The sequence below is a fragment of the Flavobacterium sp. KMS genome (assembly GCF_000813005.1).
GTDB lineage: Bacteria > Bacteroidota > Bacteroidia > Flavobacteriales > Flavobacteriaceae > Flavobacterium.
Window position 1 is genome coordinate 82,479 of sequence record NZ_JSYP01000024.1, and the last position, 18,260, is coordinate 100,738.

Genomic DNA, 18,260 nt, shown 5'->3' on the forward strand with positions numbered 1-18,260 from the left:
TCGGAATGATTAATACATTCCTATTTCGGCAAGGGCTGCGAAATCCAAACCATCCCAAGCTGAGCTTGCAACGATTTTAAAATATCTGAAATTTTTTGGCGCAGAAAAGTCAAAATACTGTGAACCATTTACGTTAGCAAATGTATAAGTTCCTTCAAACGTAAAGTTTATGCCGTCAATGCTCGTAAAAAGTTCAACATTTTTTATTGCAGCAACTAACCCTCCTCTTTGTGTTATAGTAATTCCATGAGCAACATGAGCGGCTGTCATATCAATTACAAATTCGTGCGGATAAACTGCTACTGCACTAGACCATTTAGATTGCCAATAAGTAGCGGCATTCCCATCAATTAAATTAGTAATTGGTCCATTGGGCGCAGGTTCATCAGTCGCTTCTTCGGAACTAAAAGAAACAGCCTTCCAACCTTGTTTACTAATTTCGTCTCGGGTACTGAAGTTTAATACAGGTACACCATTCAAAAAAGTATAGGAATAAATAGTCTCTATTACATTGCCATTCTCTTGTACAAGCATCACTTTTAACTCATAAGGAATATTATCGTTTTTAAATTCCAAATCAACAATGGGCATTTCAATATAAAAACGATTCGAACTCATGGGCTTTGATGTCCATGCAATGGCATTATAATCCTTATTAACTCCCGTGCCCTCATTATTTACATTAGGGTCATTAAAAAATAAAACTTCTTTAACGGCTAATGAACTATTGTATTTTCCTGAAACAACAATCACTCCTTTACTAGTATCATAGCTTGCTTGAATTTCTAGAATGGAAGCAGTACTTGTTCCATAATATGTTTTTTTATCATTATTAAAAATCTGATTAACATTTAGTACGGCACAATCTGCTGGGGTTAAAAATGTCTTAGAAACACCCCAAGTACTATTACCTCCCCACATTAATGCCATCCCTAGTGTTGCTTCAGATGAGAATTTTTGACGGTTATGAGGTAAATTCAAACCATGTCCCAATTCATGTATCATACCACCAATCCATTTGGAAGCTGTTGAACCTAATGTTCCTCCAGCTCCTAAATATTTTATATCCTGCTCAGGATAGTCGAGTGCAAAACAAAATTTACCATACCCATAAAAAGGAACTCCTGCACCTTCGGCATTTCCCGTAGCAACATCAACTGTAGCTGGTAATATTACCAAATAATGATCTCCAGTAAATTCCGAAGGATGTCTCGTTTTGTAATCATTAATTTCTTGTTGCACGACATCGGCTCCTCCACTATAAGGATATGCCGCTTTTCCTTTACTTCCTTTTATAACAATAAGTTTAATTCTTTTTTTTGCATCATCTTTTAACAGCCCGAAAGTTTTGTTTCCGTACCCGTTGCGTTGCATTTCTGTACCAAAAAAATCTTGTGCCTGTAAGAGTATTTCACTTACTCGGCGATGGTAATCTACAGGTTCGGTTACATCATTAGGAATAAAATAAACGACGTTAAGATTATGCGCCTTGTCGCTGGTGTAATTAAATACTCCTTCCTGTAAAACTGGCATTATAGGACTAGAGTCGTCTTTGGAACAAGAAAAAAGGCCACTTATAAAAAATAGCGACAGTACAAGGGTAAAATTTTGCTTCATCATTTTAAGTTAATTTAGGGTCAATACTAGTAATCTACACACTCGTCTATTTAAAAAAACTTAGAATCTAACAACTCTCAATCTCTTTCATTATAAGATTGATGCTTTTTTCATCTGTAACAATCAATATAAATTCAATCTATTACACTTCACTTATTATTTAATTAATTACCGACTTAAATGCAATTCAAAACTACATCAATAACCTTTTTAACTATTTACACTAACTTAATTAATACTTAAACAATTTTAATCATTTTAACTTATTATAGAAATATTATATCTAATATTGTTTAAGTCAAGCTATATCAATTATTTAATAATTCCTTATGAAAGCAGTATTAATTGAATTACCTAATCAACATTCCTCATTAATTAGCATCAAAAAAGTTAAAGAACATGATTTTAATGCTACCCTACATTATCATGATTTTTGCGAATTAAGTTTTGTTAAAAGAAGCAGTGGAAAAAGAATTATTGGAGATAGTATAACAAACTTTAATGATGGAGATTTGGTTCTAATGAGTCCAAATTTACCTCATATGTGGTATGGAGATGTAGAGATGCATAATAATAGGGTAAATAAATCTGTTGAGGCTATTGTTACTTATTTTCCAATTAATTTCTTCGAAAAAATATGCTCCGATGATGAAGATTTATCAAAAAAAAGAGCCTTGTTTGAAAAAGCTAAAAGAGGCATGTGCTTTACTGGAAAAGCAAGAAAAAAAATGACCAAACATTTAGAAAAAATGCTCCATCTGGGTGGCCTGCCTCAAATAATTGAGTTCCTAAAAATCGTAAACATAATGCTTAACACAGATGAGTATGAACTCCTTGCCGGATTAGGCTATAACCATACTTATAATGAAAAAGATACAGAAAGAATGAATCAGGTTTATAAATATATCATGATGAATTTTACAAAACCTATTTCCCTGGAAACTATTGCTTCTGTGGCTCATATGACTCCTCCGGCATTTTGCAATTTTTTTAAAAAAAGGGCACAAAAGTCTTTTACGAGATTTTTAAATGAATTAAGAACAGGACATGCCTGCAAACTTTTACAAAACGAAAAATTATCAATATCAGACGTCTGTTATGAAAGTGGATACCAAAATTTTGTCAACTTTAATAAGTATTTTAAACAAATAATAGGTAAAACACCAAGTACCTATCGAAAAGAGTTTGTTACTATACGTAATTTCTAAGGAACTTGATTTTATACGCCAAAAGGATTCTAATTTATTAATTTTAACACATAGAAACATAGGTCTTGTACGCACAAAAAAGGCGTTTCACTTGTTTTTAAATACATATAGCTAGCTATGCGAAGGGAATGTATTTCTTTTTGTTCTCTTTTTTACACATAAAAGCTATGTTTCTATCTGTTAAATATTTTTTCACGACCCGAGCGAAGCGAATAGACGCAGTAATTGCATCCAACGGGTTAATTTTAATCGTAACCCACTGTTTCAACCGTGCGATAGAAATTGTAATAATGCATGTGCTCCAATGGTTAAAGCTACTTGGCAATGTTTATAATATGCTATTTTTACAAACTGAATACACTACTTTTTTTGGAATTCGGATTAAATGGAAATTTTTTAATTGAGAGTAAATACTCAACTATTTACTGGTACTAAAAACTGAGACTGAATACTGAATATTAAAGACGTCGAACTTCCTTAGGATTTAATCCTGTTTGTTTTTTTAGGAATTTATTAAAATGACTTACATCCGAAAATCCAAATTCATTACTTATTTCTTTCATTAAAGCATTGCTGTGTTTAAGGCGATTTTCTATTAATTTATATTTATAATCATCGATATATTTCTTTATAGAACCTCCTGTTTGTCGCTTAAACAAGCTACTTAAATGATTGGGTGCCATATTAAAAAAACCTGATAAAACCGTTAAGTTTAAATTAGTAGGCACACGAATTTCTTTATGGATGTAATTCATAATTCCGACCAATAAGCCTTCATTCAAAACCATATTAGTTCCTAATGATTCAAAAGCATTTTTCTTAATTACAGCAAATACACTTCGTATTAAATAAAGAAGCACCTCATTAGATCCGTTCTGGCTACCTCCATCCCACTCGCTCACAATCAATCGCATAAGGTGATTTATTTTATCTAACTCTTGAGGAGAATTAACCAGTTTGCCATCTGAGGTATTGCTTATACCAAGCAACTGATCCAGCACTTTATTCCATTCGTTTTTGGCAGTATCAGATGAAGTTCCGTCGAGATAGCGATTATTAAATTTTAATACACTAAACTCCGTTTCTTTATCGATTATAAAAAGATGATAATCAGATGGGCATAATAAGAATACGCAAGGTCCTTTATATGTGACTTCTCCTCCATTTAATTGATGCAAACCACTACCAGAATGAATAAAAACCAACTCAAAATGATTGTGATTATGCACAGGAAACGGCCAGGTTTCGGTCGTAAAATGCCGAATAAATAAAGGAGTATGTTGGATAAAACGTTCCAAATGATTGTTGTTTTTTTACAAAAATAGAGTTTAAAAGTACAATTTTTACTTTTAAGAGTACAATAGCTTTGCAAAAAAAGTTTATGACAAAAACCAGTTTCAAACCAGCGGTGATTCCGCTTATGGCAGTTTCAGCCGGAGTAATCGTAGCCAATATATATTACAACCAACCCATATTACAAACAATAGCTTTATCACTTAAAGTTACCGAAACCCAAATCGGGAAAATTTCCATGCTTTCGCAATTAGGATATGGACTTGGAATGTTCTTTTTACTTCCGCTTGGCGATAAAGTCAACCGTAAGAATCTTATACTTTTATTGTGCGGATTATTGGTACTTACTTTGTTTTTTATAACATTGACATCTTCATTAACAGCCTTATATATACTCAGTTTTTTTGTTGGACTTTTCTCTACTCCTGCTCAAATTATATTACCAATGGCAGCAACATTGGGCAAAGAAAACAGAGGTAAAAATGTGGGGGTAGTTTTCAGCGGAATTTTGGTAGGGATATTAGGAGCGCGGGTTATTAGTGGTTTCATAACCGAATTACTAGGTTGGCGCTATGTTTTTGGAATTTCGGGATTAATGGTTCTTTTGGTTACGCTTATGCTAAAGTTATACTTGCCCGAAGTACCTTCAAAATTCAAAGGCAGTTATTTCCATCTTATAAAATCAACATTGGCACTCATACCCAAATACCCTGTTTTACGCCAAACAGCACTTTTAGGATCATTTACATTTGGTGTGTTTTGTTCCTTCTGGACAACGCTTACATTCCATCTTAGCAGCGCGCCTTTAAACTACCATTCGGGCATAATAGGATTGTTTGGATTAATCGCCATTGGTGGTGCATTGGTCGCACCGTATTTTGGCAAAATAGCCGATAAGGGCAATGTACGACGCTCTTTATTAACTACAGTTTCTATGATTATAGGCAGCATTATCCTTATAAAAATCTTCCCATATTCTATTCCTGTGTTAATTCTTAGTGTTTTCTTCTTAGATATTGGTGTACAAGCAACCCAAATTACCAATTTTACACGTATATATAGTTTACACGAAGAAGCACATAGCAGACTGAATACCATATACATGACTACTTATTTTATAGGTGCCGCAGTAGGTACTTACTTCGGACTTTTAAGTTGGAAGTTAGGAAAATGGGATATGGCTACCTCGCAAATGCTTTTATGGAGTATTATTGCATTAATAATAGTAATTTTTTCAAACAAACGTAAAGCATGAAGAACATAGCAATAATTAGTGACATACACGGTAATTTACCAGCGCTAAAAGTCGTTCTCGAAGACATAAAACAAAGAAACATTGATCAAATATATTGCTTAGGCGATTTGGTCGATTTTGCTCCTTGGCATAATGAAGTAATCGAGCTAATTAATGCATTAGAAATTCCTTGCTTAATGGGAAATCATGATGAACGCATCGCATTTGACCATGAAGTAATCCCATTGCCAAAACATAATCCTGAGGAAAGAGCCGCTCGCCTTAACGGAATTAATTATACCAAACAAAGTATAAAACCAGAGAACAAAGCATTCTTAAAAACGCTTCCCGAAAGATTCTTACTCAATTTTACCATTTCTGGAAAAGAAACTAAAGTACTATTGGTTCACGGTAGTACCCGAAGCAATGATGAATACATTTATGAGAATCATGATCTTACAGATGTTCAATCGATGCTTACACAGGAAAAAGCCGATATCATCATTATGGGACATACTCACAAACCGTATGTTAGGTATATAGAAGCAACCACAGAATCTACAGCGGGGACACTAATAAATTCTGGTTCCGTAGGTCGGTCCAGAGAAGATAATCCATTGGCAACATATCTTATATTACATATTTCTGATAAAAATATAACTCCCGAAATTGTTAAGTTACAATACCCAATAAACGAAGTTATACATGCCATCAAAGCAAGTGAAATTCCTGATTTTTATGCCAAATTTCTAAAGAAAGACCTAATCGTTTAATTTGATAAAATAAAAAATTCTATAAAATATTATATCTCGTTAAGGCTTACTCTGTCTTTTTTAAGAGCACGGATTTCTATGTTTCTATCTGTTAAGGAATTACCTCCAGTGGATTATATATTTAGCCTAAAAATAGCAAGTTTGTTCCAAATAAATAATTATATTGCGATACAAATCAATACAATATGATGGGTTTAAAAAATAGTAGTAAGAAAACAAAAGCCGCTTTTATACTGGCAATTGTAATGTTAATTATAATCCTAAGTACTTTTAATACACTACGAAACGCTGAAACCACCAATGAGAATATTAATGCAATTTATAAAGATCGTTTAATCGTTTCTACCTATATTTTTCATTATGCCAATGAGTTGAACCTTGTTAAGGCAAACGCAGTTAAAAACAGTAATGAAGCTGATAAAAACGATGCTGTTATTACGTCTATTCAAAATATCAAAGCAATAAACTTATTGTATCATAAAACGGTTTTAACACCCAAAGAAAAAGAAGACTTTAATACTTTTATTGCTATTTGTAACAAAATAAACAAACAAGCTCAAGACAAACAATGGCATGAAGTCGAAAAATCGGCAGATGATGCCTTGGTTACTTTAGAATCACTTTCTAAAATTCAGGTTGATGAAGCTAAATTACAGTTAGAAAACGCCAATAAAGCATACAACCAATATAATGTATTGGCACAACTAGAAATTGCTTTATTAATAGTTCTTGGCGTTGCTATTATCTATTTATTGCTAACAAAAAGACACAAGCGAACTATAAAAATTCCCGAAGGCCCTAGCCTGAATTAATTAAAAAATCATATTTCTTAAATCATAAAGCCTGTTGAAGCAAATACTGCATCAACAGGCTTTTTCTATGTATTCTTTATTTCTACTTCACTCCTTCTAAATATTAAAACATAAAAAACGCATTTCATGATTAAAATCATGAAATAAGATTAACCTCAATAATATCTTTACAACGCTAAAACCATAATTAAATAATTATAATTCAAAAAGTTATAAAACATTTGTAGTAAAAATTATGGAATAGGTTCCTCCTAGGCCGAATACAAAATTAGAAATTGCAATAATATGCAATAGCCTTCATAAAAAGCAAGGCAATTATATATAGAACACGTTTTCGGTTTGGGAGTTTTTTTCAATTTAAAATTCTGTTTTCTAAAAAAGTAACTAATCTAATTTGGGTATTCTTAACATGAAATATAAGAGTATCTATAAAAATAAATACATGGATAAATTATTCTTAATTTCTGAAATAAACCGATTAAAACAAGAAAAAAACGCGATTATTCTCGCTCATTATTATCAAGAAAAAGACATACAAGACATTGCCGATTTTGTAGGCGACAGTCTTGAATTATCCAAAAAAGCTGCCACTACAAATGCAGATACAATTGTTTTTGCAGGAGTCTATTTTATGGCAGAAACTGCAAAAATTATCAATCCAAATAAAAAAGTGCTTTTACCTGACCTCAATGCAGGTTGTTCTCTTGCCGATGGATGCGACCCGGTTAACTTTAAAAAACTAAAAGAACTTTTCCCTAAACATGTTGTGGTAACCTACATCAATTCTTCGGCAGAGATAAAAGCATTAAGTGATTGGGTATGTACCTCATCTAATGCAAAAAAAATAATCGAAGCGATTCCTAAAGAACAAGAAATAATTTTTGCCCCAGACAAAAACCTAGGAATGTATCTAAAAAAGGAAACAAAACGTGATTTACTTCTTTGGGATGGTTCCTGCATTGTACATGAAGCTTTTTCATTAGATAAACTAATCGAAATTTACAATACAAACCCAACCGCCAAGATTGTTGCCCATCCCGAATCCGAAAGACATATACTGGAAACGGCGCACTATATTGGGTCAACATCTGGAATGCTTAATTTTATCAAAAATGATTCGGCTACAACATTTATCGTAGCAACCGAAGCAGGTATTCTGCATCAATTGGCAAAAAATGCTCCAAACAAAACGATTATTCCAGCTCCTTCTCACGAAGATAATACCTGCGCTTGTAGCGAATGTGCCTATATGAAGATAAATACACTAGAGAAGCTTTATTTATGTCTAAAGAATGAAAGCCCAGAAATTAGCATTAATGAAGAATTACGATTACAAGCTATAAAACCAATAAATAGAATGCTCAATTTCTCTTAATCACCAAAGCTTATCATCATGAAAAATACTGACATACTTATAATTGGTTCTGGAGTGGCAGGTTTATTTTTTGCAATAAAAATAGCGAAAAAACGTCCCGAATTATCGATTACGATCATGACCAAAGAAAAAGCTAAAAACTCCAATACACAATTAGCGCAAGGAGGAATTGCAGTTGTTACCGATAGTATCGAAGATAGTTTTGAGCAACACATTCAGGACACCTTAAAATCTGGAGGAGGTTCATGTGATGAGGAAATTGTAAAAATGGTAATACATCAGGCGCCAGAAAGATTAGGTGAACTTATTGATATTGGTGTTTCTTTTGATAAAAATAAATCTGGAATCTGGAATTTAGGTTTAGAAGGCGGACATTCTCAACATCGCATTTTACATCATAAAGATATATCTGGAGCAGAAATCGAAAAAAAACTAATTGATACCATAAATCAATTATCAAATATTACCGTATTAGAAAATCATTTGGTTATAGATATAAATACAAAAAACAATAAAGGAAATCCTTATGCTACAGGAGCTTTTTATTGTGACAAAGTCAATGACAGAATAAAATACATACAAGCTAAAACCATTGTTTTAAGCACTGGAGGATGTGGGCAAATTTTTAAAAACACTACAAATCCCGAAATTGCGACAGGTGATGGAATCGCAATTGCATCACGAGCCGGAGCCTTAATAAAGGATATGCAATACATACAGTTTCATCCAACGGCATTATACGAAGAAGATAAAAATCCGTTTTTTTTAATTTCTGAAGCTGTAAGAGGTTTTGGAGCGCATATCGTTAATGAAGATCAAAAACGTTTTATATTTAAAGATGATATTCGCGGAGAATTAGCTACAAGAGATATTGTTTCTCAAGCTATAAGCAAAGAAATAGAAACATCTGGAAAACCGTATGTTTATTTAGATTGCAGACATTTGGAATTAGAAGAATTCTATGCTCATTTTCCTTCCATCACAGATTACTTCAAGAAAATCGGATTAAATCCTAAAACAGACTTAATTCCTATTGTACCCGTTGCGCATTATCAATGTGGAGGAATAAATGTCGATAAGAACTCAGAAACAAATATAAAAAACTTGTACGCTATAGGCGAATGCTCCAGAACGGGATTACATGGGAAAAACAGATTAGCTTCAAATTCTTTATTAGAAGCTTTAGTTTTTGCACATCAAGCTTCAAAACATATTGATAGTATTATTGATGAAATAGCATTTTCTCCAAAAAAATCTATGATAGGCTTTAATGAACCTTTGGTTAAAACCAATTCTAATAATTTTATAAAGCTTAAAAAAGAACTTCAAACAATGATGACTCATTTTTACGCTAACAAAGATGCTGATTTTGAAAAAATAATAGACGAAATAGAATCGATGAAAATGAAAACTGTAGCATTGTTATTTAAAAAACAAAAACTAACAACACAACTCGTAGAATTTACAAATATGCTTACAGTTGCAAAAATTGTTATCGAGGATCATAAAGAACAAATTATTGAAAATATCTCGAGTTATTAAAACTCGAGATATTTTACTTGACATAGAATTAATAACTATCTGAAAATTATTAAGAATCACTAATTAATGCTCCACTTCATCAACACCATTAAACATATTTATCAGTTTGGTAATAGGATCGTCAGAATGCATCATTTCAGTAGAATCCAGAGTGATTTTTGTAATCTCCGAAGCTCTTTTGCACATTTGCTTTTCGTAAGCGGCAATTGCTGCCTGAACGTTTGGGAAGTTATCACCAGAAAGAACCTCAGCTAATTCAAAAGCATCTTGCATTGCCATATTTACACCTTCTCCTGCATAAGGCGGCATACGATGTGCTGCATCACCTAACATTGTGAGATTTGACAAAGCATCCCATTGCTGATCTAGTGGGAAATGATATTGTGGTCTGGGAATAATCGACATTTCATCACTTTCAAATAATTCCTGCCAAACTGGATCCCATGAACCAAATTCTTTTTTAAACCATTGGTAAACCTGGTCTTTATTTGAGAAATCAATACCGCTATCACGAACCCAAAATTCATCGACTTTACAACCTGTATAAAAAGATAGTGTTCCATCCCCTTTCATGCTTAAAATCAATGTTTTTTGGTCGCCAAAAGCAAATAATTTTCCACCATTTACAAGCTTAAACAATTTTGGAGCAATTTTTTCAGAATCATAAATGTTTCCTTCCACAATTGTAACACCCGAGTATATTGGCTTTATCGAGTTAATGTGAGGTCTTATTTTTGAGTTCGCTCCATCGGCTGCGATTACAATATCAGCTTCTGCTTTTGAACCATTTTTGAATGTTAATTCCCAACCCTTATTTTTTGGAGCCATCAAAAGAAACTGACTGCCCCAAACCACAGTATCGGGTTGTAAAGAATCTAGAAGTATATTTCGTAATGGGCCACGATCTATTTCTGGACGATTCTCTTCATAATCATCAGCAGAATGCGTGTCCATTGCAACATTTAGGTTTTTATCAAGAATACGCAATTTACCTGCTTCAGGACGATGATTGGCATAAAATGCATCTATTAATCCTGCTCTGCGAAGTGCTTCTAATCCTGATTCTTCATGAAGGTCAAGAGTTGCTCCCTGAACTCTAACATCCGAATTAAAATCTCTTTCATATACTTTTACTTCTGCGCCTTTAAGTTGCAAAAGTCTTGCTAATGTTAAACCTCCTGGTCCTCCACCTACAATTGCTATTTTTTTATTTTTAATTAACATAACTCAATTCTTTAATTTTATAAGACAAAATTATTTCTTCTTGAGTGTCGATAATTGTATAAATCGGTCGTTTATATTCTTGTTCAGTTCCTTAGGAGTTACGCCCGAGAATTTCTTGATGTTTTTTATAAAATGAGCCTGATCCGTAAAGTTTTGTTCAGGAAAAAGTTTGCCTTCTTTTATTTGTTGAAATGTAGCTCTAAACCGGAGAATGGTACAATATGCCTTTAATGATATTCCAAACCGTTGATTAAAGTATCGATTGATTTGTCGGCTGTTCCAATGAATTGTTTCGGCAATTTCGGCAATCGTAATCTCACCATTTGAATTATATATTAAATCAAATAATTTTCTTTTGCGTTCGTCAATTTCATGATTCAGAATACTCAAAAACTTTGACGAAAGTAAATCACAAAACCCTTCAAAATTTTCGAAATCCTGAATTGAAATCCCAAAATAATCCGAAGGTAAATTATAAGCAGTATCTACTAAAACAGGGAATTTATCTTTAAAAAGATATTCGATAGCCAATAGTTTAAAACTAACTGCAAACATTGCTGTCTTTGGCGCAAGCACAGCCCGAGAAGGCTCAGAATCGACTCCCAGAAGTGTAATATTATCTCTGTCTTCAAAAGAAAATATAAGATCTATTCTCCCATCTGGCAGAATCACAATTTGTTTTTCCTGATCAGAAACATTCGAAAGCATCCAAAAACTTTCAACATAGTTAGACAACGGGAAACCAGGTTTCATTTCCCGATAGTCTATATCTAGTATTTCTTGATTAGTTTTATTCAATTTTATTCACCATTAAGGGATTAAGAAAGATTAAGCTTTGTCCTTTTTTAGCCACAGATTAAAAGGATTAGAAAGATTTTTTTACCATTAAGAAATTAAGAAAAGTTAAGCTTTATCCTTAATGAAACTTAATGTCTTAATGGTAAAACTTTTTTAGTCAAACCATCTAAACTTTGTGACCTTTGCGTAAACCCTTGCGTACTTAGCGGTTAAATCTTAATCCCTTAATGGTTAAATCTTATCTCACAGACTTAAACACTTTCTGTTTCAATTACAACCTTCACTCCGGCATCTACAGCTTTACCTTTTGATTTAACCAATTGGTTTACTCTCCAAATAAAGAATATCGAACAAAGTGTTACTGCCGAAATTACATATCCCAGAATATCGTAATTCTCTAGCGGTGATGTCTTGCTCTCTTGGTGCACGATAAATCCAGCACAAACTGCTGCAATACCTCCTGCAATTTGTTGCATTGATGAAGTAATAGACATATATGCTCCACGATCTTTCATATCTGGAATTCCAGTATTAAGTGTTGTCGACGGAATCATACGACTCATGATACCCATAAACAAAATCATATTGATTACTACTACTTCCCATAAAGGAATTGGTCCCAGATTGGTATAAATTAATATCATAATGATCGATAGTATTGACCCTGCAGTAAACAACCAAAACTTACTAACTCTGTCACTTAATTTCCCCACAAGAGGCATGATAAAAAGTACTGAAAGACCTGTAAAGAAAAAGACCATTGGTAATTCTAATTGGCTAATATGAATGTTATTTACTAAGAAAGAACTTCCAAAAGGCTGCAACATAAATCCGCCTATAGATAAGAATGCAATTGCCGCAAAACCAACCTGATAGTTCTTATTACTTAAAGTATGCCATAAATGTAAAAATGGGCTTTTATCCGACTGTAATTTAAGGTGTTCGGTAACTGGTTTCATCTTGATTACAATTGTAACAAGTATAAGAATTCCTAGTCCTGCAATCATCAAGAAAGCCGAATGCCAACCCCAGTGATTTGCAAAATAAAGCCCTACCGGAATCCCTAAAATTTGGCTTGAAGCAAAAGCCATTTGGATAAATCCCATCACACGACCACGCTGATGAATCACAAATAAATCGGTCACAATTGCCAAAGAAACGGATCCAATTACACCACCAAAAAGACCTGTTACAATTCTGGCAGAAAGTAACAACGCATAGTTAGTTGCCAAAGCACAACAAACTGTACCAATAATAAATCCTGTGTAAAAGAAAACAAGCAGTTTTTTTCGATCAAACTTGTCGGCAAAACCAGCTGCAAGCAATCCTGAAGTACCTGCACTAAATGCATAAGCCGAAACTGTAAATCCAAAATTTGCGGTAGTCATATCTAGATTTTTCATTAGTATATCCCCAAGTGGAGAAAGAACCATAAAATCTAGTATAACCGTAAATTGTAAAAGTGCCAATAAGGCGATAATATATTTTTGATAAGAAGAAAAGGGTGGGATTTCTAATTTTGTTTTTTCCATTATAATATTTCTATTTTTTTGATTAATTTAATTCCTGGCATTCATGTCCAAGATCATTAATAATATTAATTATTGTTTTAACTGTAAGTGTTTCCGAAACAATGCGCAGCACATAATCAACATCATCGGTATCAACACTCCATTGCAGAATATCTGCGTGATTGTTCAGTGTTTTAGTCACCTCACAATCTGTACATAGTTGTTCTATGTTAGTTTTAAAAATATAGATTTTATCTAAATCTGTTTCCATAGTATTATTTTATGGTTTTAATGCTCTTATAGCAGCCCCAAAGGCTTCTTTCATCATGTCCTGAGTAAGCTTAAATGGCTTCCCTCCCATGCTTTTTCCTTCATTATGAAAATTCAACAAAGTATATAAAGGACCGTAAGCGATACTCCAAAAAACTTCAAATTGCATTGGCACTAGTTCCTTATTATGCAATGAATTTTCAATAAATTGTTTCATGATTATCCTAAAATCAGAGAATTTGGTTGTAGAGTTTAATATATCCTCAGCATGTGGGGATTGTTTAATTACTTCAAAGAATGCAACCTTCTTTGGATACTTAAATGTAAATGCAGCTCGGTTTTGCCATTGTATCCATAAACCTTCTTCAAATGGCATATCTGGCGAAAAATTCTCTATTGTGGATGTAAAGAATTCTATAGCAATTTCTGCCCCGATTTTTTTAATCAAATCATCTTTGTCTTTGTAATAAATATAGAGAGTCGCCACAGAAATATTACAAGCCTTCGCTAGCTTATTCATACTGAAGCCCTGAAAGCCATCCTGAACAATTAACTCTATCGCATTTGTAACAACTAACTTCTCTTTATCTATATCTCTTACTCTCATAATTTGGAAATTTTTAGCAAATATAAAACATTAAATGAATGAGCGTTCTTTTATTAATATTTTTTTTCAGTTGAAAAGTAAAATTAATACAAGTCTTTTACTGTAGATCTGCAATTAACCGCAAAGAACGCAAGGGGTTACGCAAAGGACGCAAGGATTTACAATCAGTGCCAAAAAGGGTTAACCATTAAGACATTAAGTTTCATTAAGTACTAAGCTTAATTTTTCTTTATTTCTTAAAGGTGAAAATTCCTTTAATCAATGTCAAAAAAGTTTAACCATTAAGGCATTAAGTTTCATTAAGGATTAAACTTAATTTTTCTTAATATCTTAATGGTAAAAAAAATAGTCGCTCAAAGCCTTCAAAAAAACTGGACCATAAGCAAAACTTAAAACTGGATTATCATCATCATCCACAACTACTTACCTTTGTATTATGAAAGATATGATAATTTCCAATTTAAAACAGGTTCACGAGCGCATCGAAAATGCCTGTAAACTATCTGGTAGAAATGTATCAGATGTTCAGTTATTATTAGCAACCAAAACCGTTCCCGCCGATAAAATACGCATAGCCATTGAAGCTGGTGAAACTCTTATTGGCGAGAACAAAATGCAAGAACTACGAGATAAAGATTCAGGATTACAAGGATTAGACATCAAACGTCATTTTATTGGTCACTTACAAACCAATAAAATAAAAGATGTTCTAAAATATGTAACTTGTATTCAGTCTTTGGACAGACATAGCTTGGCTGAAGAACTTCACAAGCAATTACAAAACCAAGGAAGAAATCTAGATGTTTTTATACAAGTAAACACCTCATACGAAGAAAGTAAATTTGGGCTTCCGCCAAAAGACGTTGTTTCTTTTATCAGAGAAATAAAAAAATACGACACCCTGAATATTAAAGGTTTAATGACCATTGGTTTATTAGATGTAGAAAAAGAGAAAATGCAGCCATCACTTAGTTTACTCAGACAAATAAGAGATGAGATTTATGCAGAAGAAATTGAAGGTATTACCGAATTAAAACTTTCTATGGGAATGTCTCAAGATCTTGAATTGGCTATAGCCGAAGGTTCTAATATAGTTAGAGTTGGAACATCTATCTTCGGAAATCGATTTTTAGGAAAAGAAATCTGGAATGAGAATATTGCAGAATAAGACTTAATTTTGCATCAAATAAATAATTAAGATGAATCTATACGAACTTACCGTAAACGATACCGAGAAAATTGCCTTGAATGATTTGCTTTTTAGCGAAGAAAACAAAACCGCTTTAGAACAAATAATAAAAGAACATCGCTATCTTGATGAATTAAAAAAATATAATCTTAAAGTAGATAATAAAATATTCCTGCACGGGCATACTGGTTGCGGAAAAACAACCACTGCCAAAGCAATTGCAACGGCTTTAAACAAAAATATTGTCATCATAAATCTGAGCACATTAATCAATGCGCGAATTGGAGAAACTTCCAAAAATATAAAAGCAATATTTGATAAAGCCATTCGTGAAAAGGCTGTTTTATTCCTAGATGAATTTGACCAAATAGGAAAAAGTCGTGAAAGCGATGATAAAGATGTGGGCGAAATGCGTCGTTTGGTAAACACAATTATTCAGTTGATTGATTATTTCCCAGATGATAGCTTGCTTATTTGTGCAACAAACCATTATAATATCATAGATACGGCTTTATTGAGAAGGTTTCAGATACGACTGAAATTTGAAATGCCAGACGAGAACGAATTGGATATATACTACGATAAACTATTAGCTTCTTTCCCATCGCATCTACAGGAAATTGAGCGTAAGTATAAAATTTCTTATGCCGAAGCAAAAGATTATATCAACACTACAATGAAAAAACAAATCATTGAAGAATTAGAACTACAGAAATTATTTTAAACATATAAGCGATATAAGTCAATATAAGCATGACCATCAACGTTAGACTTAACTGAACTTATATCTCTTATATGGTTATTTTTTTTGCAACAATCTCAAGTTTGAATAATGACTTATGCCGAAAACCAAAGATAGCATTAATATTTCTTCACAGAAAAAAACAAGATTATCTCCTGTTCAATTAAGAAAAATATAAATTTTCTTAAGAAAATTCATTACCACGTTGGCGTTTTAAAGCCTCTATAAAACTCCCAAAAAGCCTAGAATATCTCATTATAACACTGACTTACAATCAGTTTCCCTTACTCTTTCTTCTCTTAAATATTTGCTAAATATTTTATCTGATATTGGCATATCGGAAAAAGTCGATACATTTGCACCATGGAACATATCGAAATTTTTAAAGCATTATCTAATAAGTCCAGACTACAAATGTTGGAATGGCTAAAAGACCCCGAACTAAACTTTCCTGGTCAAGAACCTTATGGTTTTGAGCATGGCGTATGTGTGGGACAAATACAAGCCAAAGCTGGACTTACGCAATCGACTGTTTCCGAATATTTATCTATTCTTCAGCGCGCAGGATTTATAGAATCTACACGTGTTGGACAATGGACATACTACAAACGCAATCAAAAAACATTTGCAGAACTAAGTAAAATAATTGAATTTAATTTATAAAAAAACATTGATATGAGTACAAATAGTCTATTTACGCCTTTTAAACTAAAAACGCTAGATCTTAAAAATAGAATCGTAATGGCGCCTATGACGCGTTCATTTTCTCCTAACGGAATCCCTACAGATGATGTAGCAAACTATTACCAAAAAAGAGCCGAAGGTGAAGTAGGTTTAATTTTATCTGAAGGAACTGTTATAAACAGACCTTCATCATCTAATGATGCAAATGTTCCTCACTTTCATGGTGATGAAGCACTTGCAGGATGGAAAAAAGTAATTGATGGTGTTCATACTGTTGGCGGAAAAATGGGACCACAAATTTGGCACATGGGTATTATGGATAACCACCATTCAGGTTGGGTTCCTCCTGTTCCTTTTGAAGGGCCATCTGGATTAAACCGTCCAGGTTTTAGCAATGGTAACACCATGACTACAAAAGATATCGAAGATACAATTCTTGCTTATGGTCAAGCTGCCGCAGATGCAAAGAGATTAGGTTTTGACTGTGTCGAAATACACGGTGCTCATGATTACCTTATCGATCAATTTTTCTGGGATGCAACAAACCACAGAACCGATGCTTACGGTGGAAAAACTCTTGCAGAACGTACTCGTTTTGCTGTAGAAGTAATTAAAGAAGTTAGAAAACAAGTAGGTGAAGATTTTGCAATTATCATCAGACTTTCACAATTTAAACCTGCTGATTACACTTATAAATTGGCTAAAAACGCACTAGAAATGGAAGCTTGGCTTGCTCCTCTAGTTGATGCTGGTGTAGATATTTTACACTGTTCACAACGTCGTTTTTGGGAACCAGAATTTGAAGGTAGCGACCTAAACTTTGCTGGATGGGCAAAAAAAATAACAGGTATCCCAACAATTACTGTAGGTTCTGTAGGTCTTTCTAGTGATTTCTTTGGTGCATTTGCAGGCGAAAGTTCTCAACCAACATCTTTGGATGAATTAACAAGACGTATGGACAGAGGAGATTTTGACCTAGTAGCGGTTGGAAGACCATTACTTTCTGACCCAAATTGGGTTGCTAAAATTAAAGCAGGAAAAACCGAAGAACTAAAAGGCTTTAGCAAAGAAGCTCTAGGTCAATTGGTTATTGAATAATTTTTTTAAGGTTCTGAGAAACAAAGGTTCTAAGGCACTGAGAAACTGAGAATAAAACATTTATTTAACCATAGATTAAAGGATTTTTCACCATTAAGTTATTAAGAAAAATTAAGCTAAAACCTTAATGAAACTTAATGCCTTAATGGTTAAACTTTTTGCCACAGATTATAAAGATTAAATGGATTTTCTGTATTGTCTATATATGGAACGCGGATAACACGGATTTGCCAAAGCAAAGACGCGGATAAAAACAGATTTTACCATTAAGGAATAAAGAAAA

Annotated in this window: 17 protein-coding genes; 10 read left to right on the forward strand and 7 right to left on the reverse strand. The window is 33.2% G+C overall.

Annotated elements, in window-relative coordinates:
* Window positions 1–9 precede the first annotated feature (9 nt).
* Window positions 10–1,620 carry a discoidin domain-containing protein gene (locus OA93_RS19955; protein WP_082001854.1) on the reverse strand — a complete coding sequence of 537 codons (1,611 nt, stop codon included), beginning with the start codon at window positions 1,618–1,620 and terminating at the stop codon, window positions 10–12.
* A gap of 326 nt (window positions 1,621–1,946) precedes the next feature.
* On the opposite strand from OA93_RS19955, the gene OA93_RS19960 reads away from it, so the two are divergent.
* Window positions 1,947–2,825, forward strand: coding sequence for an AraC family transcriptional regulator (locus OA93_RS19960; protein ID WP_039115681.1), 879 nt, complete (start codon window positions 1,947–1,949; stop codon window positions 2,823–2,825).
* Between the two features lie 458 nt (window positions 2,826–3,283).
* Here the strand turns inward: OA93_RS19960 and OA93_RS19970 are convergent, their stop codons facing one another.
* A complete protein-coding gene (locus OA93_RS19970; RefSeq protein ID WP_039115685.1) occupies window positions 3,284–4,123 on the reverse strand; it encodes an AraC family transcriptional regulator in 840 nt (279 codons plus the stop codon).
* Window positions 4,124–4,206: 83 nt separating this feature from the next.
* Here OA93_RS19970 and OA93_RS19975 point away from each other — a divergent pair, with 83 nt between their 5' ends.
* From OA93_RS19975 to nadB, 5 genes are all read left to right on the forward strand, one after another.
* Window positions 4,207–5,373: an MFS transporter gene (locus OA93_RS19975; protein ID WP_039115687.1), complete on the forward strand. Its 1,167-nt coding sequence runs from the start codon at window positions 4,207–4,209 to the stop codon at window positions 5,371–5,373.
* Complete coding sequence (locus OA93_RS19980) at window positions 5,370–6,125, forward strand: metallophosphoesterase family protein (RefSeq protein ID WP_039115690.1); 756 nt, start codon at window positions 5,370–5,372, stop codon at window positions 6,123–6,125. Before OA93_RS19975 ends, OA93_RS19980 begins: the two co-directional genes overlap by 4 nt.
* Window positions 6,126–6,310: 185 nt before the next feature.
* On the forward strand, window positions 6,311–6,937 hold the full coding sequence (locus OA93_RS19985; RefSeq protein WP_039115691.1) for an MCP four helix bundle domain-containing protein: 627 nt from the start codon (window positions 6,311–6,313) through the stop codon (window positions 6,935–6,937).
* A gap of 442 nt (window positions 6,938–7,379) precedes the next feature.
* A complete protein-coding gene (nadA, locus tag OA93_RS19990; protein ID WP_039115840.1) occupies window positions 7,380–8,312 on the forward strand; it encodes a quinolinate synthase NadA in 933 nt (310 codons plus the stop codon).
* 18 nt (window positions 8,313–8,330) lie between these two features.
* Window positions 8,331–9,854, forward strand: a complete 1,524-nt coding sequence (gene nadB / locus OA93_RS19995; RefSeq protein ID WP_039115694.1) for an L-aspartate oxidase — start codon at window positions 8,331–8,333, stop codon at window positions 9,852–9,854.
* Window positions 9,855–9,917: 63 nt separating this feature from the next.
* Here nadB and OA93_RS20000 read toward each other — a convergent pair whose 3' ends face one another.
* The 5 genes from OA93_RS20000 to OA93_RS20020 all read right to left on the reverse strand — a co-directional run bounded on the left by OA93_RS20000 (window position 9,918) and on the right by OA93_RS20020 (window position 14,264).
* Entirely contained in the window at window positions 9,918–11,078 is a 1,161-nt protein-coding gene (locus tag OA93_RS20000; protein WP_039115697.1) for an NAD(P)/FAD-dependent oxidoreductase, read from the reverse strand.
* Between the two features lie 30 nt (window positions 11,079–11,108).
* Complete coding sequence (locus tag OA93_RS20005; RefSeq protein WP_240474772.1) at window positions 11,109–11,876, reverse strand: AraC family transcriptional regulator; 768 nt, start codon at window positions 11,874–11,876, stop codon at window positions 11,109–11,111.
* Between the two features lie 251 nt (window positions 11,877–12,127).
* Window positions 12,128–13,408 (reverse strand): MFS transporter, encoded by a 1,281-nt coding sequence (locus OA93_RS20010; protein ID WP_039115698.1) that lies wholly within the window; start codon window positions 13,406–13,408, stop codon window positions 12,128–12,130.
* 22 nt (window positions 13,409–13,430) lie between these two features.
* Window positions 13,431–13,658, reverse strand: coding sequence for a hypothetical protein (locus OA93_RS20015; RefSeq protein WP_039115699.1), 228 nt, complete (start codon window positions 13,656–13,658; stop codon window positions 13,431–13,433).
* A 9-nt stretch (window positions 13,659–13,667) separates the two neighbouring features.
* Window positions 13,668–14,264 carry a TetR/AcrR family transcriptional regulator gene (locus OA93_RS20020; protein WP_039115701.1) on the reverse strand — a complete coding sequence of 199 codons (597 nt, stop codon included), beginning with the start codon at window positions 14,262–14,264 and terminating at the stop codon, window positions 13,668–13,670.
* Window positions 14,265–14,700: 436 nt separating this feature from the next.
* Between OA93_RS20020 and OA93_RS20025 the strand changes: the two genes are divergently transcribed.
* From OA93_RS20025 to OA93_RS20040, 4 genes are all read left to right on the forward strand, one after another.
* Complete coding sequence (locus tag OA93_RS20025) at window positions 14,701–15,432, forward strand: YggS family pyridoxal phosphate-dependent enzyme (RefSeq protein ID WP_039115703.1); 732 nt, start codon at window positions 14,701–14,703, stop codon at window positions 15,430–15,432.
* A 31-nt stretch (window positions 15,433–15,463) separates the two neighbouring features.
* Entirely contained in the window at window positions 15,464–16,177 is a 714-nt protein-coding gene (locus OA93_RS20030; protein ID WP_039115704.1) for an ATP-binding protein, read from the forward strand.
* A gap of 381 nt (window positions 16,178–16,558) precedes the next feature.
* Entirely contained in the window at window positions 16,559–16,858 is a 300-nt protein-coding gene (locus OA93_RS20035) for a metalloregulator ArsR/SmtB family transcription factor (RefSeq protein ID WP_039115705.1), read from the forward strand.
* Between the two features lie 12 nt (window positions 16,859–16,870).
* On the forward strand, window positions 16,871–17,977 hold the full coding sequence (locus OA93_RS20040; protein WP_039115706.1) for an NADH:flavin oxidoreductase: 1,107 nt from the start codon (window positions 16,871–16,873) through the stop codon (window positions 17,975–17,977).
* Window positions 17,978–18,260 lie beyond the last annotated feature (283 nt).

What these genes read in the sequence shown, in the direction of transcription:
- OA93_RS20000 (WP_039115697.1), bottom strand. Translation starts at nt 11,078, where the DNA reads ATGTTAATTAAAAATAAAAAAATAGCAATTGTAGGTGGAGGACCAGGA.
- OA93_RS20015 (WP_039115699.1), bottom strand. Translation starts at nt 13,658, where the DNA reads ATGGAAACAGATTTAGATAAAATCTATATTTTTAAAACTAACATAGAA.
- OA93_RS19955 (WP_082001854.1), bottom strand. Translation starts at nt 1,620, where the DNA reads ATGATGAAGCAAAATTTTACCCTTGTACTGTCGCTATTTTTTATAAGT.
- OA93_RS20040 (WP_039115706.1), top strand. Translation starts at nt 16,871, where the DNA reads ATGAGTACAAATAGTCTATTTACGCCTTTTAAACTAAAAACGCTAGAT.
- OA93_RS19975 (WP_039115687.1), top strand. Translation starts at nt 4,207, where the DNA reads ATGACAAAAACCAGTTTCAAACCAGCGGTGATTCCGCTTATGGCAGTT.
- OA93_RS20030 (WP_039115704.1), top strand. Translation starts at nt 15,464, where the DNA reads ATGAATCTATACGAACTTACCGTAAACGATACCGAGAAAATTGCCTTG.
- nadA (WP_039115840.1), top strand. Translation starts at nt 7,380, where the DNA reads ATGGATAAATTATTCTTAATTTCTGAAATAAACCGATTAAAACAAGAA.
- OA93_RS20020 (WP_039115701.1), bottom strand. Translation starts at nt 14,264, where the DNA reads ATGAGAGTAAGAGATATAGATAAAGAGAAGTTAGTTGTTACAAATGCG.
- OA93_RS19980 (WP_039115690.1), top strand. Translation starts at nt 5,370, where the DNA reads ATGAAGAACATAGCAATAATTAGTGACATACACGGTAATTTACCAGCG.
- nadB (WP_039115694.1), top strand. Translation starts at nt 8,331, where the DNA reads ATGAAAAATACTGACATACTTATAATTGGTTCTGGAGTGGCAGGTTTA.
- OA93_RS20035 (WP_039115705.1), top strand. Translation starts at nt 16,559, where the DNA reads ATGGAACATATCGAAATTTTTAAAGCATTATCTAATAAGTCCAGACTA.
- OA93_RS20025 (WP_039115703.1), top strand. Translation starts at nt 14,701, where the DNA reads ATGAAAGATATGATAATTTCCAATTTAAAACAGGTTCACGAGCGCATC.
- OA93_RS20010 (WP_039115698.1), bottom strand. Translation starts at nt 13,408, where the DNA reads ATGGAAAAAACAAAATTAGAAATCCCACCCTTTTCTTCTTATCAAAAA.
- OA93_RS19985 (WP_039115691.1), top strand. Translation starts at nt 6,311, where the DNA reads ATGATGGGTTTAAAAAATAGTAGTAAGAAAACAAAAGCCGCTTTTATA.
- OA93_RS19960 (WP_039115681.1), top strand. Translation starts at nt 1,947, where the DNA reads ATGAAAGCAGTATTAATTGAATTACCTAATCAACATTCCTCATTAATT.